The 19,559-nt window shown below is 35.8% G+C and carries 19 protein-coding genes, 1 tRNA gene and 3 pseudogenes (1 of these 23 only partly in view); 20 read left to right on the plus strand and 3 right to left on the minus strand.

Features of this window, described 5'->3' with window-relative positions; genetic code table 11:
- Positions 1 to 70: 70 nt before the first annotated feature.
- Complete coding sequence (locus tag PGC14_RS00830; RefSeq protein ID WP_271629277.1) at positions 71 to 856, minus strand: manganese efflux pump; 786 nt, start codon at positions 854 to 856, stop codon at positions 71 to 73.
- A gap of 9 nt (positions 857 to 865) precedes the next feature.
- Here PGC14_RS00830 and PGC14_RS00835 point away from each other — a divergent pair, with 9 nt between their 5' ends.
- From PGC14_RS00835 to PGC14_RS00865, 7 genes are all read left to right on the plus strand, one after another.
- Positions 866 to 1,408 carry a sigma-70 family RNA polymerase sigma factor gene (locus PGC14_RS00835; protein ID WP_011916047.1) on the plus strand — a complete coding sequence of 181 codons (543 nt, stop codon included), beginning with the start codon at positions 866 to 868 and terminating at the stop codon, positions 1,406 to 1,408.
- Positions 1,401 to 2,780 carry a hypothetical protein gene (locus tag PGC14_RS00840; RefSeq protein ID WP_271629278.1) on the plus strand — a complete coding sequence of 460 codons (1,380 nt, stop codon included), beginning with the start codon at positions 1,401 to 1,403 and terminating at the stop codon, positions 2,778 to 2,780. The genes PGC14_RS00835 and PGC14_RS00840 overlap by 8 nt, the downstream gene beginning before the upstream one ends.
- Positions 2,781 to 2,832: 52 nt before the next feature.
- Positions 2,833 to 3,141: an STAS domain-containing protein gene (locus PGC14_RS00845; RefSeq protein ID WP_011916049.1), complete on the plus strand. Its 309-nt coding sequence runs from the start codon at positions 2,833 to 2,835 to the stop codon at positions 3,139 to 3,141.
- 17 nt (positions 3,142 to 3,158) lie between these two features.
- Positions 3,159 to 3,515 carry an anti-sigma regulatory factor gene (locus PGC14_RS00850; protein WP_011916050.1) on the plus strand — a complete coding sequence of 119 codons (357 nt, stop codon included), beginning with the start codon at positions 3,159 to 3,161 and terminating at the stop codon, positions 3,513 to 3,515.
- Between the two features lie 4 nt (positions 3,516 to 3,519).
- A complete protein-coding gene (locus PGC14_RS00855; protein WP_271629279.1) occupies positions 3,520 to 4,293 on the plus strand; it encodes a SigB/SigF/SigG family RNA polymerase sigma factor in 774 nt (257 codons plus the stop codon).
- Positions 4,294 to 4,349: 56 nt separating this feature from the next.
- Positions 4,350 to 4,437: transfer RNA gene (locus PGC14_RS00860), tRNA-Leu, on the plus strand.
- A gap of 205 nt (positions 4,438 to 4,642) precedes the next feature.
- Positions 4,643 to 5,059 carry a bacteriohemerythrin gene (locus tag PGC14_RS00865; RefSeq protein WP_039764694.1) on the plus strand — a complete coding sequence of 139 codons (417 nt, stop codon included), beginning with the start codon at positions 4,643 to 4,645 and terminating at the stop codon, positions 5,057 to 5,059.
- Positions 5,060 to 5,118: 59 nt separating this feature from the next.
- Here PGC14_RS00865 and PGC14_RS00870 read toward each other — a convergent pair whose 3' ends face one another.
- Positions 5,119 to 6,384: a hypothetical protein gene (locus PGC14_RS00870; protein ID WP_271629280.1), complete on the minus strand. Its 1,266-nt coding sequence runs from the start codon at positions 6,382 to 6,384 to the stop codon at positions 5,119 to 5,121.
- A gap of 158 nt (positions 6,385 to 6,542) precedes the next feature.
- Here PGC14_RS00870 and rlmD point away from each other — a divergent pair, with 158 nt between their 5' ends.
- The 9 genes and pseudogenes from rlmD to istA all read left to right on the plus strand — a co-directional run bounded on the left by rlmD (position 6,543) and on the right by istA (position 14,809).
- Positions 6,543 to 7,901 (plus strand): 23S rRNA (uracil(1939)-C(5))-methyltransferase RlmD, encoded by a 1,359-nt coding sequence (rlmD, locus tag PGC14_RS00875; protein ID WP_271629281.1) that lies wholly within the window; start codon positions 6,543 to 6,545, stop codon positions 7,899 to 7,901.
- A gap of 330 nt (positions 7,902 to 8,231) precedes the next feature.
- Positions 8,232 to 8,432, plus strand: a complete 201-nt coding sequence (locus PGC14_RS00880; RefSeq protein ID WP_039767872.1) for a DNA-binding protein — start codon at positions 8,232 to 8,234, stop codon at positions 8,430 to 8,432.
- 19 nt (positions 8,433 to 8,451) lie between these two features.
- Positions 8,452 to 8,994: an RNA polymerase sigma factor gene (locus PGC14_RS00885; RefSeq protein ID WP_011916055.1), complete on the plus strand. Its 543-nt coding sequence runs from the start codon at positions 8,452 to 8,454 to the stop codon at positions 8,992 to 8,994.
- Complete coding sequence (locus PGC14_RS00890; RefSeq protein ID WP_011916056.1) at positions 8,984 to 9,679, plus strand: DUF4367 domain-containing protein; 696 nt, start codon at positions 8,984 to 8,986, stop codon at positions 9,677 to 9,679. Before PGC14_RS00885 ends, PGC14_RS00890 begins: the two co-directional genes overlap by 11 nt.
- Before the next feature lie 101 nt (positions 9,680 to 9,780).
- Complete coding sequence (locus PGC14_RS00895; protein ID WP_271629282.1) at positions 9,781 to 10,212, plus strand: hypothetical protein; 432 nt, start codon at positions 9,781 to 9,783, stop codon at positions 10,210 to 10,212.
- A 58-nt stretch (positions 10,213 to 10,270) separates the two neighbouring features.
- Positions 10,271 to 11,137: a hypothetical protein gene (locus PGC14_RS00900; RefSeq protein ID WP_011916057.1), complete on the plus strand. Its 867-nt coding sequence runs from the start codon at positions 10,271 to 10,273 to the stop codon at positions 11,135 to 11,137.
- 22 nt (positions 11,138 to 11,159) lie between these two features.
- Positions 11,160 to 11,729 (plus strand): amidase domain-containing protein, encoded by a 570-nt coding sequence (locus PGC14_RS00905; RefSeq protein WP_271629283.1) that lies wholly within the window; start codon positions 11,160 to 11,162, stop codon positions 11,727 to 11,729.
- Positions 11,730 to 12,044: 315 nt separating this feature from the next.
- Entirely contained in the window at positions 12,045 to 12,710 is a 666-nt protein-coding gene (locus PGC14_RS00910) for a hypothetical protein (protein WP_011916059.1), read from the plus strand.
- Positions 12,711 to 13,356: 646 nt separating this feature from the next.
- Positions 13,357 to 14,809 (plus strand): annotated as a pseudogene (gene istA / locus PGC14_RS00915) (IS21 family transposase).
- Here istA and PGC14_RS00920 read toward each other — a convergent pair.
- Positions 14,739 to 15,968 carry an IS256-like element ISCsa2 family transposase gene (locus tag PGC14_RS00920; protein WP_011915673.1) on the minus strand — a complete coding sequence of 410 codons (1,230 nt, stop codon included), beginning with the start codon at positions 15,966 to 15,968 and terminating at the stop codon, positions 14,739 to 14,741. The pseudogene istA and the gene PGC14_RS00920 overlap by 71 nt on opposite strands.
- A 70-nt stretch (positions 15,969 to 16,038) precedes the next feature.
- Here PGC14_RS00920 and PGC14_RS00925 point away from each other — a divergent pair.
- The 4 genes and pseudogenes from PGC14_RS00925 to PGC14_RS00945 form a co-directional block, all read left to right on the plus strand.
- Positions 16,039 to 16,389: pseudogene (locus PGC14_RS00925) on the plus strand (ATP-binding protein); the annotation flags it as partial.
- Positions 16,390 to 16,452: 63 nt separating this feature from the next.
- Positions 16,453 to 17,790: pseudogene (locus PGC14_RS13430) on the plus strand (recombinase family protein); the annotation flags it as partial.
- Positions 17,791 to 18,187: 397 nt separating this feature from the next.
- Entirely contained in the window at positions 18,188 to 18,562 is a 375-nt protein-coding gene (locus PGC14_RS00940; RefSeq protein ID WP_011916063.1) for an ArsR/SmtB family transcription factor, read from the plus strand.
- Positions 18,563 to 18,575: 13 nt separating this feature from the next.
- A protein-coding gene (locus PGC14_RS00945; RefSeq protein ID WP_271629284.1) for a heavy metal translocating P-type ATPase crosses the window boundary here: on the plus strand, positions 18,576 to 19,559 show its beginning. 1,389 nt of this gene lie beyond the right edge of the window; the window shows 984 of its 2,373 coding nt (coding positions 1-984); the start codon lies at positions 18,576 to 18,578; its stop codon lies beyond the right edge, outside the window.

Below are 19,559 nucleotides of genomic sequence, written 5' to 3' on the forward strand. Positions count from 1 at the left end.
GTGGGCAAGAGAGAGGCTAATTTAAGTTGCTGTTTTAAAAGCTGCTTTTAGCCTCTCTTTTTTGTATTTTTTAAAAGAGAAGATTGTAAACACCAAGGGAAATCAGCACGATTCCTGGAATGTAGTTTGCAAACCCAAATTTTTTCAGGTATTTTAGACTGTGTGCTAATACATTACCAACTGATATAGCAATAAACTGTACAATTGGAATCAAGAGTATTTCGTATATATTTGCTAAGTTACTAAGTCCAAGCGAAAATGAGGCTGAAAGACTGTCAAAAGAAAGAGCAAGCGATACAAACAGTGCTTCAACCGGTTCAATAAAACCAGATTGATCTATATCTGATGCTTGAGGTTCTTTAATAATTTTAATAGTAAGTCCGAGTGATTTTAATGAAAAATTAACAAGTGTCTTGGAAACATCTTCTCTATCTCTTTCAAAAAATGTCCTTATAATCAAAAATATTCCAATCATAATCATAAAAGCTGATCCTAAATGGTTTGAAACCTGGATGCTAAGATATTTTCCAAAATGCCTTCCGATTAAAAATGAAAGCATTGACACTAAAAGTGATATGCAAAATATAACAATTTTGGACTTAAACAAAATTTTGATACCTTTTGTGCCAAATGCAATTCCGAAGAAAAGTGCATCAAGGTTAAGAGCAATAGCTGCAGTCAAAATTTGAAAAAAGGTCATTTTTAGATTGCTTCTTTGAGGTTTTATAAAGGTCTTTATTATTATACGAATATTCAGTCTTTTTTGACATTGAAACGAAATTCTACTTTCTTCGTTATAATAGTTATAGTAAAATTTTAGGTGTGTGATAAAACTAAGTGACAAAGAGAGGTTCACTTGTAGAAAATGGATGAGAGAGAATTAGTTGAAAGAGCAAAGAAAGACAAGAGATATTTTGAAAAGTTATATGAGATCTATTTTGACAAGATATACACTTACATATACTACAAAACATTCAATCATCAACTTACAGAAGATTTGACCAGTGAGACCTTTATGAAGGTTTTAAAGTCGTTAGACAAGTTCGAGTATAAAGAAAACCATTCTTTTTCAGCATGGATATTCAAGATTGCTCAAAATGTTGTGAATGATTACTACAGAGCTAAAAAAGAATATGTAGACATAGAGAAAATAGCAAACCACTCAAGTATAAAAACTCCTGAAGATGAGGTTTTTGATAAGATAGAAAAAGACACCTTAAAAAAGGCACTCTCAAAACTTACAAAAGACCAACAAGAGGTGGTAATTTTACGATATGGTGCGAATATGAAACTAAATGAGATAGCAAAGATGAAAAATAAATCAGATGTTGCGATAAGAGCATTGCTTTTCAGGGCCATCCATTCTTTAAAGGAAATGCTTTTAAAAGAGGTGCATGAAAGTGAATGATGAAAAGCTTGATAACTTGTTTGAAGAGGCGTTCAAAGTAGAGTACAGAAAAGAGTTTAAAGAAGAGCTTAAAAGTATGCTTATTAAAGAGTATGACAAAAGAAAAAAAAGTAGGTTTTATCTCAAGGTTTCAACAGCTGTTGCTGCATGCCTTGTTCTAAGCATTATTCTTTTTCTAAGTTTTAAGCTGAATATGGGAAATTTTAGAGTTCCAAACAGCTCTTTTATGAGAAATGAGATAGAACAAGCACTGAACTTAGACCTGAACGAAGAGTCCAAAATTCAAGAGCAGTACAGTGTATCAGTGAAGCAAAAAGAAGGTACGAAAAGTGAAGCAGTTTTGCAAGAAGACAAAACTTCAAACCAGAATCAAGAGGAGAAAAATCTTTCAGTAAGTTCGCAAGAGGGTAGTAAGAAGATAGTTGAGAAAAAGGCAAGCACCCAAAAGCAACTTTCCCAAAAACAGGAAGAAAAGAGGTCTGCAACTGATAAGATAAACGCAAAATCTAAGCTGAATATGAAGACCAAACAGGTGTCAAAAAGTAAGAGTTTGGAAAATCAGAGCACAAGAGTTAAAGCAAATTCACATGCAAACAGCAAAATGGCAGAAAATTATAGTAATAGAAATGACAACAAGACATCTAAAAGTAGCACAGCCACAATTCCGACTTTGCCATCGAATGGAGGAACAAGCAACAAAAAGACAGAACAAAAAGTTGTAATAAACAAGAAAAATGGAAATATTAATTCAGTTAAAAGTGTATTTACTTCAGTCTATGTTCTAAAAGAAGAGAATATGAACTTGAAAGAAGATGACATTATTATAGCCGTCAGTGACATTATCGGTGGTGAGGTTTACAAAAGCTTTTTTGCAGAGAATGTACCAAATTCAGTCTACGTAAGCGTTTACCAGGATTATTGCTATTTTGAAGTTCTAAATAAAGAGGATTTTAAACTTATGGCAGATGTGCAAGAAAGCGTAGAAGAGAAGGTTTATAAAGAAGCTAAGAGTATATTAGATAAACTTGGCCTTGAAGATTATAAAATTTTTGTGACAAGCCAAAACGATGTATACAGAGCAAATATAATATTCTATGTCCAAGGCTATGAATTGTATGACTCTCAAGGTTATATTGAGTTTGATAGATTTGGAAAAGTAAAAAAAGGAAAAATCTATCTTAAGAAGTTTTCACCCCTTCAAAAAATGGAGATTTATGACATACAAACTGCTGCTGCAGAGTTTAAGAAAAGATATAATATCAAAGATATAGATATTTCAAAGATAAAAATTGTCTATAAAAAACAAGAGGATGTTTATGTTCCGCACTATATCTATGTTAGTGAAAACAAAATATATTGGTTGGAAAAGTAGAGTTTAAAATGATATAATAAGATATACAAAAATGTTTACGGAGGTTTTAGTTATGAACCTTGATTTGAAAGAGAAGGTTTCTGAAAATGGCATTGTGATTGAGCTTAAAGGAGAGCTTGACATATTTTCATCACCTACTTTGAAGGACAAGCTTTACACATTGATAGATACATCCTCTTCAGATGTTATTGTTGACATGAACGAGGTTAGTTACATTGACTCAACAGGTCTTGGGGTATTTGTTGGTGCACTCAAAAAATCAAAACAAAGGGGTACTAACATAGTTTTAAAAAACCTGAGACCCAATGTGAAAAAGGTATTTACAATAACAGGACTTGATAAGGTATTCAGAATCGAATGAGGAGGATTTTGTAAAGTATGCACGAAATTATGTTAAAAATTCCATCCAAGGCTGAATATATTATGGTAGTGAGGCTTACTTTGTCTGGTATTGCAGCTCGCTGCGGATTTGATTTTGAAACAATTGAGGATTTGAAAATGGCAATCTCAGAAGTATTCAATCTATTTGACATTGAAAAGATATCGGATTCAATTTCTATCAAATTTGAGGTTGACAGGAGTTTCTTAGGGATTAATATAGATATGCCAACAAATGAGATAAACGAAAATGAACTGGCAGAAGTAATTCTAAAAACACTTATTGATGATGTAGAGTTTGAAAAATTACAAGACAAGTATAGGGTAAGACTTAAAAAATATCGTCAAGGGGTCTGATTTGATGGTTGATGAGAAAAAGACTATAAATCTTGATGTTGCTGAAATAGATAAACTCTTCGAAGAGTATCGAAAGACAAAAGATATAAACCTGAGAAATGAGCTTGTCAACAGGCATTTGTATATAGCTGAAATTGTTGCCAAAAAGTTTATAAACAGGGGAATAGAGTATGATGATTTATATCAGGTTGCATGTATGGCGCTAATAAATGCAGTTGAGAGGTTTGAACCCAACAAAGGTTATAAATTTACAAGTTTTGCAACTCCTACAATTATGGGTGAAATTAAGCGCTATTTCAGAGACAGAGCATCATTAATCAGGCTTCCGAGAAGGATTTATGAGACATCAGCTAAAATAAAACTTGCCACTGAGATACTTTCAGCAAAGCTAAAGCAGCCACCAAAGATAGAAGAGATAGCTCAGTATATAGGCATTACACCTGAAGAAGTCTTAGAAGTAATGGAAGCATCGAACAACTATCTTCCACAGTCACTTGACCAGACAATGTACGAGGATGAAGAGATGACCTTGGGAGATGTTCTTGGAAAGAGTGATGAAAACCTTGTTCAGATAGAGAATATTGAAGCAGTAAAAAAAGCAATAGACAAGTTAAGTCCTTTGGAAAGAGAATTTGTTCAAAAGCGCTTTTTTGAGGAAAAGACACAAAGAGAGATTGCTGAAGAGATGAAGGTATCGCAGATGTACATTTCAAGGCTTGAAAAGAAGGTTTTAAAGAAGCTAAAAGACTTAATTGATGAGACAAAGGCACCTATTTGACAACCCAAAAAATTTGTGTTATACTATTCTTGCTTAAAATTTTAAATATAAAGTGTGCCGAAGTGGTGGAACTGGCAGACGCGCCGGACTCAAAATCCGGTGGCCGCTGAGGCCGTGCGGGTTCGACTCCCGCCTTCGGCACCAAAAGTGCTCGCAGATAATCACCTTTTTAAACCTGAAAAGGTTTGAAAAGGGGTTTTTATTTTTGCTTTTTTAAAGTTAATAATAATTGTGCAAAATATTGAGCAAAGCAAGGAAAAAAAGATTATTAAGAAGATATGTTAAGAGTACTAATCAAAAGGGTATAAATTATTTTGAAAAATCATTTGAAGTGGAAAGGAGTGAAAAAATGCCGCAAATTGAATGGCTTGACCAGTACTCTGTAGGAGTTGAGTCAATAGACAACCAGCACAAAGAGCTGTTTGCAAGGATAAATAAGCTCTTAGATGCTTGTTCTCAAGGTGAAGGGAAGAAGGTGTTGCCAGAGGTTTTAGATTTTTTAGGTGATTATGTAGTATTTCATTTCTCCACAGAAGAAAAGTACATGAAAGAGTATTTATACCCCCACTATACTGCTCACAAAAATGAACATGACAACTTTGTTGAAACCTACAAAAAGTTTCGAGAGGAGATAGAGAAAGAAGGAGCAGGAGTTGCGGCAGTTATAAAGACAAACAGACTTGTTGTTGACTGGCTCAAAAATCATATCCTTGGAACAGATAGAAAACTTGGAGCGTTTTTGAAAGAAAAGATGCAAACAAAGTAGATGATAGATTTCGGATATTGCAAAAAGCTGTCCACCGCAAGGGTAGACAGCTTTTTTGTTTATATACTAACAACTTTTTTCTGTTTTGACCTGCCAATTGAAGTATTATCTTCTTTTCTATTTCTCAAGCTTTCAACTGGGTGTGGCGCCAATTCAACTCTGTAATCTTCGCCTTTTAAAGTGTTGTGCTTATCAATCACCACATGGCTTGCAACGGAATTTATATCATGGTTCACTTTATTCTGGAACCAGAAAAACGTATGATTTTCTGGTAGATCATTTACATTTTTTAAATCCTCTTTGTCAGCTGTGATTTCAACCATCTGTGAAAGAACTTTGCGTACATATTCACGCGTGTCATGGAACAGCAAAAGATTTGGGAACTGTCCGCCAGGGATGACCTCGCACCAAGATTTATTCTCATGTTTTTGCAAAAGTTCTGCAGCTTTGTGAAGATGGGCAATTTCGGCACCAAGGTGCATCTCCCATATAGATTTTACATTTGAGTCAACCTCAGATTCATAGAATGAGTAATACAGATAGCATTCTGTGTATTCGTGCAAAAGAAGACTTTCGAACCATGTGAGTCTCGGGTCAATCAACGAACCATACTGGGTTACATGTTCTTCTTCCACCAAGGCTATTTCTAAGTAGAGCTGTCTGCCAAGGTCGTTATAATAAGTGTTACCAATGTTGTTATAAAAATTCATTGTCTGCTGCTCACCGGCTGTTATAATGAAGATGTTTAGCTTTGTTCTAATATCTGCTTTTTTGAAATCAACATATCTACTGACAGTATCATAAGGGTGTCTGTGATGGGCAATTGTCGGCCGACCTGGGATGATTTCGACATAGTTTTTTACCAAATTGTTTGCTTGGATGTTTGAATCCATGTCAAGAAGATTTGCATAACGGTAAAGATGGTCAAAATCCTCAAGCAGAATAAAATCAAGTGTTTGTTTTACATAAGGGTCAGGTTCGTTTTGAGCAAGCCAAGCGGTAAGGTCTACAGCAACGTGTTCGTATCCAATTGTAGTTTCAAGGGGTGTTTCATCAATTGGCTTTAACCAGTTGATTTGCTTTTGTTGCATCTGCTCAATTCTTCTCATCATTGCTAAATCGCGTCTTACGTCATTGTCTGTGCAGTGACGGTGGAACTGATGGGAAAACATCGAGGCTTCAGCTTCAATTCCGTTCATGAGGATTATTCTTGTTTTTGTATAAGGGTCAACTTCATTTTTGCAGTATGACTTGGGATATATTGTTTTCCAGTCCATGAGAAAATTTTCAATCTGCTTTGGCTTTTCTTCGAATGGGTTGAACAATTTTTTCAGACCTCCTTTAGATTAAATGTCGAATGAACTGTAGCTTTTGGATTTTCAATATATATTTTCTCTAAGACTTTATGAAATTATTATTTTCTTGCTATTAAAAAATGGTGTAAAATATTAAAGCAAACAAAGAAATATCAGGGGGAAAAGGTGTGGTAAAAAAATCGCAAGAGTATATTGTCAAGATTGACACACTTAATCACCAGGCACAGGGCATTGCAAGAATTGATGGATTTGTAGTGTTTGTTGACAATGTTCTTATTGATGAGGTTGCAAAGATTAAAATCGAAGAGGTCAAAAAAGAGTATGCCAAAGCAAACTTAGTTGAAATTTTAGAAAAAAACCCATATAGAAAAGAGCCAGAATGTCCTTATTACTACTTATGTGGTGGTTGCCATTTAATGCATGCAAAATACCAGCATCAGCTGAAGCTAAAAAAGCTTCTTGTTGAAGATGCTTTTAGGCGAATAGGGAAACTCAGCCCCAGAATAAATGATGTTATTGGAATGGAAAACCCATTTAGATACAGAAACAAGACTGCACTACCGGTTGGAGGGGATTATAAAAAACCCCAGATAGGATTTTATAGAAAGATGACACATGATATTGTTGATATAGATTACTGTCTTATTCAGCATGAATTTTGCGATGATGTGATAAAAGGTATGAAAGATCTAATACAAAAACACAAGATAGAGGTTTATGACGAAAAAAAGCATAAAGGTGTTTTGAGGCACATTGTTGTCAGAAATTCATTTGCATTTGATGAGATGATGATCATTCTTGTTTGTACAAAAGTACCTGAGAATTTAGAGACCATAAAAAAAGACATTTTAAACAATTTTTCAAAAATTAAATCACTTTATTTAAACTTGAATCCTAAAAGGACAAATGTAATACTGGGTGATGAAGATATATTGATTTGGGGTAGTAGCACAATAAAAGACAGGATAGGGAATTTAACATTTGAAATTTCTCCAAAATCATTTTTTCAGGTAAATTCTATGCAAACAGAGGTGCTGTACAGTCAGGTTGTAAAATATCTAAGGAATATTGATGCAGAAATTGTGTTTGATGTATACTCTGGAATAGGTACCATTTCCATGTTCATAGCTCCGTTTTGCAAAAAGGTTTACACTATAGAAATTGTTGAAGATGCAGTTGAAGATGCTAAAAAAAGCAGCAAGAATAATGGTATTTCGAACATTGAATTTATATGTGGCCGTGCAGAGATTGAAATCCCAAAACTGTTGAAAAATGGAATTATACCCCAGGCTGTGATTCTTGACCCACCGCGAAGTGGATGTGAAAAAGAGCTCTTAGAAAGCCTTATAGAGCATAAAATTCCAAACATAATTTATGTATCCTGCAATCCTTCAACACTTGCAAGAGATAGCAGTATTCTTTTTTCAAATGGCTATGAAATTTTAGAAGTCCAGCCTGTTGATATGTTTCCACAGACATTTCACGTCGAGTGCGTGGTATTGATGACAAATGTAAAAAACAAATAAGTGCCTGAAAAACGGCTTGAATACAGGGTTTTCCGGTCTTTTGCCACCCGCCGAAAATGTGCTTATGGGCGGCGGAGATACCGGGAAGCCTTGTTTTTTTGTTTCTGTGATTGTTCGTGGAAACACATCCACAGCCTTTCGGGGCGGATTTTGGTAGGCAGGGTTGTGTAGACGGAAAAGACGGGGGTTGATTGTTCGAGGGAACATGTCAAAAATTTTAATGGTTTGAAAAGAGAAAAAATGTAAACCAATTTATCCATTATGGCTTGATATTATTCGTTTAGACTTATATAATATGAATTGCTAATAATTGTATGTTTGGGTGAATATATGGTAACTGATTACATGTCTGTAAATGAAGCTTCAAAAAAGTGGGGCATTTCCGTCAGGCGCATACAAAAGCTGTGTGCGGAAAACAGAATAAACGGCGCTGTGCGTTTCAGCCGTGTATGGGCAATACCGAGAAACGCCCAAAAACCCATTGATGGCAGACTTAAGTCACAAAGAGAGAGGAAACAAAACAGAGCATGAAAATGCGGGAGGTGACAAAATGCTTCCAATATATCTGGCGATGCTTGACGGCGAAGAGGATAAAAATAAATTTGAATTGCTTTATGTTACATACAGGAAGCTTATGTTCTATGTCGCCAACCGCATCCTAAATGATGAACGGTTCGCCGAGGACGCTGTACATCAGACGTTTTTGAAAATTCTTGAGAATTTCGATAAAGTGGGAGAAATTTCCTGTCACAAAACTAAGAGCTACATTGTTACTATGGTTAGAAACACCGCCATCAATTTATATAACCAAAGAAAAAGGCATACAACAATTCCCCTTGAGGATGTGGAATACTGTATAACGACCGAACCAATAAGCGTTGCGGAGGATTTGGATCATCTTGCAAGGGCGGTATTGAAGCTGCCTGTTATATATAAAGATGTGCTGACACTGAAATATGTTCAAGAGTTTTCAAATGAAGAAATAGCAAAGATGCTGGATATATCTGAGGCGACGGTTAGGAAGCGGCTTGAGCGCGCAAAACGCAGGCTCGAGGAGATTCTGGAAAGGGAGGAAAGCGCCGATGTCAATTAGTTTTACGGAAGACATGCTTAAAGAAGCCGTCATTAAAGCGGACATATATGAGATAGAAACCCTGTCTACAGACGATGAAATAGAGTATGAGTTCTCAAATGAGTTTAAACGAAAGATGAAAAAGCTTATACGCCAAAGCAAAACAAAAAGCCCGGTTGGAGCAATGGCTTTTTTGCGTAGGCGTGCGGTCGCTTTTGTTGCTGCAATCATTATCCTGTTTGCGTCCGCAATGAGCGTATCGGCTGTGCGTGCCGCGGTATTTGAATTCATAACCGAGGTGTACGAAAAATTCACTCATATATTCTTTAATGAAAGCCGGTCATCTCAGGATGCGGCCGATGGATTTGCCATATATGAACCAGCCTATATACCGGAAGGCTTTAAACTGGTCAATAAAAACACCGACGGCCTTGTTCTGCTGGAATATGAAAAGGAAAATGATTTTATATCCTACAGCCAACAGTGCCTTGAAAACGTTTCAATCAACATAAATACAGAAGGTGTAAAACTGGAAGAACTTGAGTTCAAAGGTTTACCGGCCAAGTATTATTCCAATCAGGGCGTTCAAAACCTGGTCTGGTACGATGATAAGTATATGTATACGGTGTCATCAACACTGGATAGAGACATCGTGTTTAAGATTGCGGAAAGCGTTGAAATTACAGGCACGGACTTAAGTCCATAAAGTTCAGAAAAATTTTCTAAAAAATTTTTTTATTTTCTGTCACAAAAGTCTCTTTTGATTTGTCTTATTTTATGAAGACAAAAAACAAAGGAGGTTTTTCAATGATCAAAAAGAGTTTTTTATCTTTTGCATTAAGTATCCTGCTTATTTTGTCTGTATTAACATCGACAGCATTGGCCGCAGGAGAAACAAGTGCAACGCCGAAGTCAGTGGTGTCCATTCAGTATGTTTACATCAACCAGGCAAGCACCTCGCTCACTATTTCAGCAAGCGGAACGGCCACTGTGTATGGGTATGTGCAAAAAACACCGGCCGGAAAAAACATTTATCTCACATCTGCTTTGCAGCGTTATTCTAACGGATCATGGACAGATGTGAAAAGCTGGTCTAAATCTTCAACATCTTCGTCAGCATCCATACTGGAAACATATCAGGTATCCAGTGGGACTTACAGGGTTGAGACATATTACTATGTATCTGGTGATGGCGGCTATGAATCAGATACGATTTACAGTAAAACTGTAACTTATTAGTACAGTGATATCGTTTTACTGGAAAAAATTAAAACAAAAACGGAGAGGAGAATAATTTATGAAAAAAATTATTTCGGTTCTTGTCTCAATAGCTTTAATCTTTTCCTTGTCAGGTTTTGCTTTAGCAGAAAAGAATAATGCAGTTATAAAGCCTGTCAGTTCTTTAAATGAGGAAGAGAAAGCAGTGAAAAGCACGATAGAGCAATTCCTTAATAGATCTTTCCAGTCCTTTGTATCTCTAGAAGAAGGAAACATCAATGATATAACTGAAGATAATGACAGTACATATACATACAAAATGTTTAATAAACAACAAATAGAATTATATAAAGAATTCGGAATTAGCTATCAATGGTTTAAATTGAATCCTTGCTACAGATCAATTTCTATAAAAAATAACCAAGCTGATGTGAAATTAATCTTGGATGTAAATTATCAGCTTACAGGGGTTGATGTCGAATCGGGGATGTACGGTATTAATTTTGATTTTGTTTTGAACAATAAAAACGGAATATGGACTATAAGTAAAATTGATTCGGATTATGATCTGTTTAATAAATTTAAGGAAAATATAAAAAATGAAGCTAAACAACTAATATCTGGTAGTTCGATTAAAGAAGCAGTAAACAAGGCTTACCAAAAGAAAATAGATGATTTTCAGACCATGAAAGTTCAGATATCCGATGCCAAAACAGAAAAAATTAGCAAAGAGCCTTCAAGTGATGTTATTATTACTGCAACCTATCCTTATAATAGTTCTAATGGAGTAGCATATGCTACAAGATTTGTAGGCGGTGATTCAACTAGTGTAGGTGATTCATACACTTTAGAAAGCGCCCATCCATATACCAACAATTATACTAATACATGGACAATAAGTAAAACAGGTGCAGTAAGTATTCGTGTCCATTTTTTAAAGAATTAGTACAGAGGATGGTTGGGATTATGTGACAACTGATGCAGGAGATGAATTCACAGGTTCTTACGATAGTGGTGTTTGGAGTAGTTGGAAACAGGGTTCCAGCATAAAAGTTACACTTAATACAGATTCCTCTGTTACTGATTGGGGGTTTAAAATTGATAGAATTGACTATCGTTACTTTTATAATACTGAACTTACGAGTCCGGGCACTTGGGATTGCACAAATTTTGTAAGTCAATGTATATGGGCCGCATACGGAGGGTATGTTTCAGGAAATGATACTCAAACAAGAACCAATATTTCTAATAAAGTTAGAATGGTTAATGGAACGTATACTACAGGATGGTTTGGGGGTACAGGAGGAGGTTCGGGTCCTTGGGAAAATGTTGGAAGTTTATGGACTTTTGCTACAAATTCATCAAAGACTTACGGACCAAATGCCACAGGTATAAATAATAATGCATATTATAATAATATAAGTCCAAGCAGCGTATTATTAGGAGACGTGTTGCAATTTTACGACTATGATATAAGTGACTATCACCATTCAGTATATGTAACATATAAACCGTCAAAATGGTGTAACTTGGGATAATTTGTTAGTTTGTCAGCATTCAAGCGATGTGAAAAATAGACCTGTTATTGAACTTATCAATGCCTTTGGAGGCTCTTCTTGTAAAATGAGACGGATGACGTTTTCAAGTGCATCATTTAGCAGCTAATTTCAAAATGTACTAAAGATTCGGTAATAGACAATTAAATTAAGTCTTACGTTAATGGTATATAATGGGAATTAAAAAGGTAGGGCATTGGAAATAAGACTCATGTTCTATTTCCAACCCCCTTTATTTTAAATAATACTATTAATGTGATTTTATATAATTAAAATTGTTTTGATTGGAGAACCCAAATGAAAAAATATCTTTTTTTTCTGTTGATAATAGTATTTTTAAGTACTTCAGCTTGTAGCACTATAAGTGAAAATGATTCTAAAAAACATTCATCACTAAATAGCAAACCTATACAGGTGAATGATAGTGAAAATGAAACAATTAAAGATGCCTTAAAAAAAGCAATAATTGATACATACAGCATAATTAAGGGAAATACTGAGATTTTAAAAATAAAAAAATATGCGCAAGGTTACCTGGTTTTAGTGCTACGTCAAGGTGAAAGTGGGGGTATTGCGATTTATTACGTTGAAGAAAAGGAAGGCAGAAATTTCATTGCAAACGGCGTAGCAGGAGGCGATGCAGCAATGAGCATGGGATTTGGAGTAAACAGGCTTGTTCTTGGAAATGACACAATTTTCTTTTGTAATCTTAACGACTCAACTTGGATACCTGAAAACGATACAAGGAAAGAAACGAATTATGCCAGGATAGTTTTTGATTTTGATGATGGCAATACAATAGAAGAAAAGGTAGAAAACGATAAGGGGTATATATTAATTTATAATGGCGTTGTGAATGTTAAAGACATGAAACTGTACAATGCCGATAATGAACTTGTGAATGTTTATAAAGATGTCGGCGCTACTAAAGAGGTAGACTACCGTCTTTTAAATAGCCAATGAATCTGAAAGATTGAATGGCTTCTTCGAGTTTCCATAAATTACATCGTAACGATTAAGTGATGATAATTGTCACAAAAACCTCCCTTGTTTTGTCTTAATTGATAGAGACACACAGGCGGAGGTTTTTATTTTGAGAAAAATGAACAGTTAATAGTACTTTTAATTTTATTCAAATCACCTTGGATCAACAAAAGCCGGTTCAAGGCTTCTACAATAGATAGTTCTATAATATGCAACATCACCGGGCAAATAGAAGGGCGGTAATAACATTGCACTGCATATCCCAAAGAGAAAAAATTGAAGCATTCTTTATGAACAACGAAAAGAAAAATTCGGCATGACAACACCTGCCGAACTTAAATAGAGGCTGAGCGTATGGCGGGTGCTGCCGTGTAGGTTGGAGCTGACGAGGTTGATATTGTATGGTCTGGACTTCATACAATATCAAGCGGTTCTCTGCCAATATACATAAGGCAAAAGCTATACGCCGGAAAAGATTCCATCTGTTAATGATAAAATAAAATCATCAGAAATGACATCAAAAATTCCCCACCTGCTACTTAAAAAGAAGCCTTCTGTAGTGTAGAATGGAAAGTATGGGAAAACTACAGGAGGAGAAGATAACAAGAAAATGTTGGGGGTTGCAATGCACACAACAATCTACACTCTTTTCAAACAGGGATACAACAAAAGTCAAATAGCAAGGTTGTTAAACGTGGATAGAAAAACTGTTAGAAAAGTAATCCAAGACATTGAACAGAAAGGAGAAGTTGAGAGAAAATCAAAAAATTCAGTATTGGATAATTACAGGCAATTCATTGAGGCAAAAGTTAACAAAGGACTTTCAGCAAAGAAAATATATCAAGCTCTACAAGCAGAATTTGGTTTTGAAGGAAGCTACTCGAATGTAAGAAGATATGTCCAAAAGATAAAAAAAGATAGCAAATTCAAAGGTGTACATGGTTTTAACAACGCTACCTGCAGAAGAAGCTCAAGTTGATTTTGGATATATAGGTAAGATAAAAGTTGATGGGAAATTCAAAAAAGCATGGGTATTTACAATGGTTTTAAGTTATTCAAGATATATGTATGCAGAGATAGTATTTGACCAGACAGTTGAAACATTTATACAGTGTCATAAGAACGCATTTAAGTATTTTGGTGGAGTAGTAGAAGTTGTGAAGATAGACAATTTAAAAGCAGGTGTATTGAATGTTGATTTTTATGAAGCGCAAATACAAAAGGATTATGCAAGTTTTGCAAGCCACTATGGATTTTTACCTCATCCTTGCAGGGTATACACACCGACTGATAAAGGCAAGGTAGAATCGACAGTTAAGTATGTTAAGCAAAACTGTTTTTCTGGGGAAGAATTTAAGGATATTGATGAGGCGAGGGAGCATTTAAAAAACTGGCTTGATGATGTAGCAAATGTGAGAGTACATGGCACAACCAAGAAAGTTCCCAAAGAAGTTTTCCTCTTAGAAGAGAAAGAAAAGTTAATAGCTCTTCCTATTGAGGAATACCACATATCAAAAAGTTCAATTCATAAAGTAACTACTAACTGTCATCTCATATACAAAGGGAACTATTATTCAGTGCCATATGAGTATGCAGGAGGTGAAGTAGAGGTAGTTGAGATTGGCAGTTTTTTGAGGGTGTTCTTTGAGGGTAAAGAAATAGCCCTTCATCAGATTGTCAAAAACAATGAGAAGGGCAAATACGTAACCAACAAAGAACACTATCCCTCGTCTAAGAATATAACAATTGAGGATATAATGTCAAGACAGAGGGAGCAAATGGCAGAAATTGGGGAGTGGGCGTTGAAGTTTTTTGAAGAATTTACCGAGCAAGAAGGATTTAAGAAGTATGACTACAGAAGCATAAGTGGGATAATAGCATTAAAAGAGAGATATGGAGCAGAGGCAGTGGACAATGCGTGTAAGAGGGCTTTAAAATTTGGAGGATTGAGCTACAAGGTTGTGAAGAATATATGTGAAAAAGGGATAAGCGATTTGCCGAGACTTGTCAAGAATTTTGTGTTTCCATTTCATAGCGTATATTGTAGAGCTGTAATATATTGTAACTACATTTTTTAAGAATAGGTACTCCGTTTTTCCACTTGCCCCGACGCAAGTTTTCTCTTTGTAAATATATGTTTATCTCTAAAACTTCTACAGATTGAAAATAACCACCGGAGTTTATTCTTATCTTTTCAATCATACTGTTTACGCTTTCTACAGCATTAGTAGTATAAATGTACTTTCTTAAATCTTCAGGATACCTCATATGTGCAAGATAGAACTCTGCTTTTTCGCAAATACCTTTTATGAATCGAGGATATTTTGAGGAGTATTGCTCACAAAGAAGTTTGAACTTTGAAATAGCTTCGTCAAAATCAGCAGAGGAAGTTCTTAGTTTATCAAGCTCTTTGTTGAAAACGGAAGCATCATCTTTTGCCATATGTTTTCTGACATTGCGTTGAAGGTGAACAAAACATAGTTGATGGTCGGCAAGGGGATAAGCGAGTCTAACAGCATCGATAATGCCTGGAAAATCATCGCTTACAACTATTAAGACTTTTTTAAGACCTCTTGTAATTAAGTCGTCAAAGACTCTCATCCAATCGGCTTTGTTTTCTTTGCCGAAGAAAGTGTAGATACCGAAGATATCTTTTTTGCCTTCTAAATCAATGCCAAGCACGACATAGCAAGTAGCTTGTTTAACTTTTGAGTTATCTTTAATTTCGCAATGGTAACCGTCAATGATAAGAGCAAAAGCACTTTCAGGAAGTTCTCTTTGTTTGAAAAGTTGAAGCTCGTTTTTAAGATCGTTTTTGATTTTTTCGATTTCGTCTTCAGAATAAGGCAGATTCATGCTTTTAAGAGTTTGGACAAGAGAACTTTCTGAGTAACCATTGGCGACTAAAGACATGAGCAGGTCAGTGTATGAGCTGTCAACCCTTTTGTAGCGGTCAGGGAGAATGGAAGGTCGAAAGTTACCAGAGCGTGTGCGAGGAACAGAAATTTCAAGGCTGCCAACAGGTGTTGCAAGTTTTCTGCCGTAAAAACCATTGCCTTTATCGTTTTCGTTTTTAGCAAGGTAAACAGTTCTTTCTGATAACATAAAGCAATCGAGCAAGTTTTCCAAAAGCTGTTTTAAAGCTGGGCGAGTAGGATCATCTTTGGAGCAATACATATTTAATACTTGCTCGATAGCCATATTTTTAGCGGTTTCAAAAATTTCATTTTTCTCCATAATCGTGAGCCCCCCTTTGGTGATTATTTCAACACTAATTATACAGTGGACACAATTTTATTTTAACTCCCATTCGTATCAACAAAAGTTAAAAAACTATGTTAATGTGGACCTGTTGATAATAGATAAGCTAAGCTTAAGGAAATTTAACCAAAGCAGTGTAGATGATTTTTATGAGATAATATCGAAGAGGTACGAGAGAGGATCAATAATAATAACTACAAACAAGGTATTTGAAGAGTGGCCGAGGATATTTTATGACCCAGTCTTAGCAACGGCAATTTTAGATAGATTTGTACATCACTGTCATTTTGTAGTTATCAAGGGTGAAAGTTATAGGATGAAACAACGGGAAGGGGCTATAAAAGCTTTAACAGATGATTCCAAGAATGAGTCAAATCAGTTAGATAATGATAATTAAATTTTTTTGAAAACAGGTGGGGAAAAAATATTATCAAAAGTGGGGAAAAGGTATTGACAATAACACACGAAAAAGCGTGAAGAATTTAACCGGATGATAGAAGAATGCATGCAGGGCAAAATCGATATGATAATTACGAAATCTATCAGCCGGTTTGCAAGAAATACGCTGGACTGCCTAAAGTACATAAGGCAGCTTAAAGAAAAAAATATTCCGGTTTACTTTGAAAAGGAAAATATAAACACATTGGATTCCAAAGGGGAAATCCTGCTGACAATTATGGCATCTTTGGCACAGCAAGAAAGCCAATCGTTAAGCCAGAATGTAAAACTGGGTATTCAGTACCGATATCAGCAAGGAAAAATCCATATTAATCACAACCGGTTTCTTGGCTATACAAAGGATAAGGATGGCAATTTAGTTATCGTACCTGAAGAAGCAGAGATCGTTAAACGCATTTACAGAGAATACCTTGAAGGTTCTAGTATGCTACAGATAGCTAGGGGTTTGGAGGCTGACGGAATTCTGACAGGTGCAGGTAATCACAGATGGCATACCAGCACCATCAATAAGATTTTGAGGAATGAAAAATATATCGGTGATGCGCTGCTGCAGAAAATCTATACTGTAGATTTTTTATCGAAGAAAAGGGTACCCAATAACGGTATAGTTCCACAATACTATGTAGAAAACAGCCATGAGCCCATAATCCCGCGTGAAATTTATATGCAGGTTCAGGAAGAGCTTGTCCGCAGAAGATGTGTGCATATAAGTAAGAACGGAAAGAAGAGAAACTACAGCAACAAGCATCCTTTATCACAGATGGTTTTCTGCGGCAACTGTCATGAAATATTTCGAAGGGTTCATTGGAATAACCGAGGAAAGAAATCAATCGTATGGAGATGCGTCAGCAGATTGGAAAACACCGGTTTGTTTTGTACCGCTTCCACTATACTTGAAGATACTCTCAAAGAGAAGATTGTAGAAGCTATCAATATAGCCGTCAGCGGGAAAAACTCTTTCCTGGCCATACTGAAAAAGAATATTGAAACCGTATTAAACGAGGATTTGGACGAGAGTACGGCAGATATTGATAAAAGGCTGGAAGAGCTTCAAGCCGAGTTGATCCAATTGGCAAATTCAAAGGAAGCATATGATAATATTGTCAATGAGATTTACCGCTTACGGGACTTAAGGCAAGAAACCCTTTCAAGAAACGCTCTCCGTCAAGATAAGCGGGATCGGATCGCTGAGATGACGGACTTCCTTAATATGCAAACCGGTGGTATTACGGAATTTGATGATAAACTGGTTAGAAAACTAATTGAAAAGGCAACTGTATATAATGACAGGCTAGTGGTAGAGTTTAAGTCAGGGTTAGAAATAGAAGTAAACCTATAAGCTCGTATTAAGATAGCCGCCAGTAGGGGAAGAGTACTTATACTATTATAAATAACTACAGGAGACATAATTGGATTACCGATTGCGGGAGCAGAAGCAAAATGCGCTGGTTAAAAATGCAGAGCGTGAAGGAAGAAGCAGCGAATAGCTGAAATGACAGACGTGAACTCGTTTCAGCAAGCTGAAACATCGGGGAATCAGATGGAGAGTCTACTCCACCTGATTAAAACCCACCTACGCTGCGCTTAGAGGTGGCGGTCTTGACCGTAAAGCTAAAAGATAAACACACTTGAACAATTACTCATATGTTTTTATTGACAAACGGAGAATTGAGGTTTATAATATATATGAAAACTTATTCAAGTGTTCAATTGAATGATAAGGAGGTGATATAAATATGGCAAAAAAAATTCAACCAATTGAAAGATGCGACTGTGATGTAATACATGAGGAAATTGTAAATAAAGTGCGAGAAAAAATGCCTCAAGAAGAAACTCTATATGATCTAGCAGAACTATTTAAAGTTTTTGGAGATTCAACAAGAATTAAGATACTCTGGGCATTAGGTGAATCAGAGATGTGCGTTTGCGATATTGCATTCTTATTAAATATGACCCAATCAGCAATTTCACATCAGCTAAGAGTCTTAAAGCAGGCTGGACTAGTAAAGAGCAGAAGAGAAGGAAAGATTGTATTCTACTCTCTTGAAGATGAACATGTAAAGCAAATATTTGACCAGGGATTAATTCATATTTCAGAAGAAAGTAAGTAAAGGAGGGTCAGTAATGTTAAAGAAGGAAGTAATTTTAGAAGGTTTAGATTGCGCAAATTGTGCAGCTAAAATTGAAGAAGAGGTTAATAAATTAAATGGAGTCAAAGCCTATATGAACTTCATGAACAAGACATTGACTTTAGAAATTGAATCAGAGCAAGAGTATAAGAATATATTACAGCAAGTTAAAACCATAGTGCACAAGCACGAACCGGATGTGGTAGTGAAAGAAAAATCCGTTAACAAGAGCAATAAAAAGGTGAACAAAAGCATAGTAATACTTGAAGGACTTGGCTGCGCGAATTGTGCAGCTAAAATAGAAAAAGAAATAAGCGGTCTAGAAGGAGTTGAATTTGCTGCAGTAGATTTTGTTTCGAAGAAACTAACACTGGAAATAAGTCCGAAAGTCAACCGCTCTGAGTTAAATGAGAAGATTGAAGGCATAGTAAAGAAAATAGAGCCAGATGTAAAGGTCATTTTTGAGGAGAATACATCTAAGGCCAACGTAAAAGAAAATAATGAAGAGGAAGAAGAAGGTGTCAACAAAAAAGAAATCATAAGACTTGTGGTCGGTGGAGCAATATTTGCCGTGGGAATCATCTTTAATTTCCAAAATTGGCTTGAGCTTACCTTGTTTATTATTAGTTATATCATAGTTGGTGGAAAGGTTGTCTTAAGAGCAATAAAAGGTATTGCCCGCGGTCAGGTATTCAGTGAGCATTTTTTGATGAGTATTGCTACCATTGGTGCTTTCTTCATTGGAGAGTATCCAGAAGGTGTAGCAGTTATGCTGTTCTATCTGGTAGGTGAATTGTTTCAGAATATAGCTGTAGGTCACTCCAGAAAATCAATAAGTGCTTTGATGGATATTCGTCCTGACTATGCAAATCTTAAAGTTGGCGATGAGATCAGGAAAGTATCTCCTGAAGAGGTAAACATAGGTGACATCATTATTGTTAAACCAGGAGAAAAAGTTCCCCTCGATGGCAAGGTTATA

This window comes from Caldicellulosiruptor sp. DIB 104C, from assembly GCF_028198085.1.
Lineage (GTDB): Bacteria > Bacillota > Thermoanaerobacteria > Caldicellulosiruptorales > Caldicellulosiruptoraceae > Caldicellulosiruptor > Caldicellulosiruptor saccharolyticus.